This is a genomic window from Candidatus Brocadia sapporoensis, assembly GCF_001753675.2.
GTDB lineage: Bacteria > Planctomycetota > Brocadiia > Brocadiales > Brocadiaceae > Brocadia > Brocadia sapporoensis.
Genome location: NZ_MJUW02000006.1, coordinates 1 through 4,580, shown reverse-complemented (window position 1 = coordinate 4,580; position 4,580 = coordinate 1). Strand labels below are relative to the sequence as shown.

Here is a 4,580-nt window from a genome sequence, read left to right as displayed (position 1 = left end):
GGTTGCCAACCACCCCCATCGCTCCACAACCTATTAATGCCGACGCTAATGTTAATTTCAAAAATTTATGCATGATACTTTAAATTCTCCTCCTTTCTCAGTGCCCATACGCCACAATCGTCATTCGATTGCGTTCCATAACACATTAATATTAAACTATACTTTTTTGCTCCCCCCCTTTCTAGAATAATATTCAACGTTTAATCTCACTTAACGGTATTTTAATTTACATAAATTTTTAAAGACCTATTTTTTAGTCTTTCAATTATACTTAATCTCATGGTTAAGTCAATATAAAAAAGTTAATTATTTGGCTCTATGATTTAAAAAATTTTATTCTATAAAACGTAAATTCACAAAAATTATCCTTTTGTCCCTGAAATCAACTGCCCTACAAAGTCACCTACACATTTTATTAATTTCTCTGTAGGTTCTTTCTCATATTTTTCAATTTCGCGCATGATAGCACTACCTACGATCACTCCATCAGCAACAGTACTGATCATTTTTGCATGATCTGACGTCGATACACCAAAACCAACAGCAACCGGTATCTTCGTCATCTGTTTCAGTTTTTTAATATTTTGAACGATATCATCCGGCAATTTATCTCTTACTCCTGTTATGCCTACTACAGAAATATAATACAAAAAGCCCTGAGCCTGTTGTGCAATCATGGCCATACGATGGTCAGATGTCGTCGGTGCAACAAAACACACAATTTTAAAATCGTTCTTCTTTGCTATTTCAAACAACTCATGATTTTCTTCCACCGGTAGATCAGGAATGGTTAGACCATCTAAACCTGCCTTAAGAGAACTCTCAATAAAATTCTGGTATCCTTTTTTGAATACCGTACTATAGGATACCATGGAGACGATAGGGATTTCTGATTTCTTACGAACTTCTGTAACCATATCAAAGACATGCGCAACCTTGGAACCCCTCATGAGAGCCCGGTAATACGACGCTTGTATAATAGGGCCATCTGCAATGGGATCGGAGAAAGGAATGCCGAGTTCAATAATATCAGCCCCTCTTTTTTCAAATTCGAGAATTAATTCCCTCGTAGTTCGCAACTCCGGATCTCCCGCAGTAATAAAGGGTATGAAGGCAGGTTTTTTCTCTATTTTTAATTCTTGGAACTTTCTGTCAATCCTGTTCATGGAAATCTATTACTCGAAAAGGTATTTTAAAGTACCACTGCAACCGCAATTGTCATTCTTAAATTTTGTACCCGAGTTTTTTCGCAACCTCAAATGAGTCTTTATCACCGCTTCCCGATAGACATAAAACAATTATCTTATCCTTGCTAAGTTTTGGAGCAAACTTTATCGTATAAGCTATGGCATGAGCAGCTTCCAGTGCAGGAATGATTCCTTCCAATCTCGCGCATTCCTGAAAGGCATTTACGGCCTCGTCGTCCGTGATCGAAACATATTTGGCCCTTCCAATATCTTTTAAATAGCTATGCTCTGGACCGACACCAGGATAGTCCAATCCGGCGGATATTGAATGAACTGGCAATGTTTGCCCATCCTCATCCTGCAGCACATAACTAGAGCTTCCATGCAAAATACCTATTTCCCCACTCGTGAGTGTCGAAGCATGCTGACCAATCTCTATACCAAGTCCACCAGCCTCAACTCCAATCATATTTACCTCTCTATCTTCAAGGAAGGGATGGAACAATCCCATTGAATTACTCCCACCACCGACACAGGCAATGAGGTAATCAGGCAACCTCCGTTCTTTTTCCAGTATTTGCTTCCGTACCTCCTTACCAATTATCACCTGAAAATCTCGGACTATCATAGGATAAGGATGCGGACCAACTACCGAACCTATGATATAGTGGGTATTCCTTACTGAAGCCATCCAGTCCCTGAGTGCTTCGTTTGTTGCATCTTTTAAAGTTCTTGAGCCACTGGAAACAGGTACTACTTTTGCCCCAAGAAGCTTCATTCTGAAGACATTCAATGCCTGCCGCCTTATGTCTTCTTCTCCCATATACACTTCACAATCAATTCCAAACATAGCGGCAGCCGTTGCAGTGGCAACACCGTGCTGACCGGCTCCTGTTTCTGCAATAATGCGCTTCTTGCCCATTCTTATAGCAAGTAGTATTTGTCCGATGGTGTTGTTGATTTTGTGTGCGCCAGTATGGTTCAGATCTTCTCTTTTTAAATAAATCTTTGCGCCATTCAGCTTTTTCGTTAGTCTCTCTGCATAATAGAGAGTTGAGGGGCGTCCCACATATTCTCGTAAATAATAATCCAATTCCGCATTAAAAGACGGATCTCCTTTTGCTTCTAAATATGCCTTCTCCAGTTGGTCTAAAGCCGGCATTATCGTTTCGGGAACAAACTTTCCGCCAAAACGTCCGAAATGACCAGTCTTGTCAGGCAAGATCGTTTTTCCTGATATACCACCACATCCCTGCATTTTAGATTGCGTCATTGTCGTTACCATAGGGCATTACCGCCTTTTCATAAAACCTATCTAACAATTCATTCTATCATTAAATTTATTAACACAATGAGGGTAGCAAATTACTTTTCTGCTACCCTCATCGTTTAAGTCCTTCTTAATTACTCTACAATCTGATTTTATCAGATTACTGCTTAGTGATGATGTACCTCAACACCAGCGTCTGCATTTGCACGGTGAGGAATATCAGTCCTCTTGAACCATTCAACATCTACATCGCCTGGTTTTCTTATCCATCCTGGTAACAAATCCAGATATTCACCATGCTGCCAAAACGCTTCAGATTTGTGCTCTAAGCCAATCTTCTTCTCAATTGCAGCAAACCTTCTCAGCTTAGCGGCCTCAGTCTTGATTTCAATTAACTTCCTATCCTGTTCAAAGGCGCTTCCGTTTCCATATGTCTGGTTATACATTGACATGTGAGCGTAGGCTTTGTAAACGTTACCGGTAAGATAGCAAATCATTTCAAGACCCAAACGCTCAAGGTTCGACGTAGCATAGAACCTCGGATCTCCGCCTGGCAATAAACTAAATGTATAGTGACCATACCAATCAGGCGGTGAACCTTCTGGCATTGGATCGACAACACCATCAAGGAAACAACCAACAATAACTGCGGCTGCCTCTCTCCATTTCGTGAAGCTCAAATTAACACCTGCATCCATCTCTGCTAACTTGTCAGCAGCAAATCTTGGTGAATGACAGTCCTGACACTTCTTTATCCATGCATCTCTTTTTGCCTTGTGTTTTGGCGCTCCACGGTCAACCTGGAACATGCCCATATCACTATAGATGGTTCCAAATTGTTGTGGGTTGTGGTTTCCATCCTGCATGTGACAATATGCACACGCTGGAACCCTGTAGTTGCCTTTCTTCGAAGGCTTACTCCAATCCATGGTCGCTGATTCAGCTTCATACAAACATCCGTGAATGGATGTATTATACATTGCCCATTCGTCGTGGTCGATACCCATATGGCAGAATCTGCAAGCAGTTGGCTTTCTGGCTTCTGCAGGGCTGAACACGTGCCTGGTATGACAACCATCACATCTGTTTTCAGCAATAGCATGGCATTCTGCGCAGCCTGCAACTTCCTCAGCAGGTTTTCCAACATGCCACGAAAACTCCAACACATTCACTGTAAATGCATGGGTATGAGAACCTAAGCCACCAGACCTATGCTCTGCAGTCTCTTTCGGATGACACTCACCGCAATTTTTATAGGTAGGCATAAAAAGCTTCTGATGGTCGTTGCCGTGACACACATCACAGCCAACCGTACCCTCAACTGGCTTTCCATCTTTTCCTTTTACACCAAGACCTCTCCTTATCTCCAAATTTCCATGAGCACTTTTCTTCCAATCCTTCACGATGGTAGGAGTCTGGACCGTATGGCATAAGACGCACTCTTCATTTTTAAACACACCTTCATTTTGACTACCAGGTGTCCAATAATGCTCCGGGTCATACCAACGTATTGAAGGTAAGAACTTCAAGAATGATTTATATGGCCCTCTTCCATCAACATATTTAGGCTGAGTATACTTTGCCGTCAATCCAAACACATACAGCGTACCGTCATTATCTGGCCCGACTGCCTGACCAAACACTTGCGATGCTACATCCTGAAATGTAGGACCTTCCGCCTTCGCAATACCATTACCCATTGTACACGCCAATAGCGATATTCCAGTAATAGCAAATGCAATTCTGGACAATGGTTTTTTCAAAATATCAAGCATTACAACCTCTCCTTTCTTTCTTAGCCTATGCCTTTTATAATCTACAATTATTACCTAATTCTTCTCACAAAAACCTTAGGTAACCGCACATACAATAAAATTTCTTTGCTTGGAAAAACCACCCCCCTTCCTATCTTATCTTCTATTATAATACATTGAAATTAGACGTAATACATCAACAATACAAAGCTTTGTCATTATACTTTAAAAATCAATCTTGTCAAGCACATTTTGTTTAACTTTTCATGAAAAAACATTACAATTATGCAACTATAACCGCAAAAAAAAAAATCAAACACAAAGAGCTGGGCAGTGGTGAATGACCCACATAACCCAGCTCTTCGTAGT

The 4,580-nt window shown here is 40.9% G+C and carries 3 protein-coding genes; all 3 read right to left on the bottom strand.

Translation table 11 applies throughout. From position 1 onward, the window contains the following. Positions 1-362 precede the first annotated feature (362 nt). The 3 genes from trpA to BIY37_RS00125 all read right to left on the bottom strand — a co-directional run bounded on the left by trpA (position 363) and on the right by BIY37_RS00125 (position 4,232). Positions 363-1,166 (bottom strand): tryptophan synthase subunit alpha, encoded by an 804-nt coding sequence (gene trpA / locus BIY37_RS00135; RefSeq protein ID WP_070065826.1) that lies wholly within the window; start codon positions 1,164-1,166, stop codon positions 363-365. A gap of 58 nt (positions 1,167-1,224) precedes the next feature. After that, positions 1,225-2,445 carry a tryptophan synthase subunit beta gene (trpB, locus tag BIY37_RS00130; protein WP_070065827.1) on the bottom strand — a complete coding sequence of 407 codons (1,221 nt, stop codon included), beginning with the start codon at positions 2,443-2,445 and terminating at the stop codon, positions 1,225-1,227. A gap of 179 nt (positions 2,446-2,624) precedes the next feature. Beyond that, entirely contained in the window at positions 2,625-4,232 is a 1,608-nt protein-coding gene (locus tag BIY37_RS00125; RefSeq protein WP_070065825.1) for a multiheme c-type cytochrome, read from the bottom strand. Positions 4,233-4,580: the final 348 nt, after the last annotated feature.

What these genes read in the sequence shown, in the direction of transcription:
- trpA (WP_070065826.1), bottom strand. Translation starts at nt 1,166, where the DNA reads ATGAACAGGATTGACAGAAAGTTCCAAGAATTAAAAATAGAGAAAAAA.
- trpB (WP_070065827.1), bottom strand. Translation starts at nt 2,445, where the DNA reads ATGCAGGGATGTGGTGGTATATCAGGAAAAACGATCTTGCCTGACAAG.
- BIY37_RS00125 (WP_070065825.1), bottom strand. Translation starts at nt 4,232, where the DNA reads ATGCTTGATATTTTGAAAAAACCATTGTCCAGAATTGCATTTGCTATT.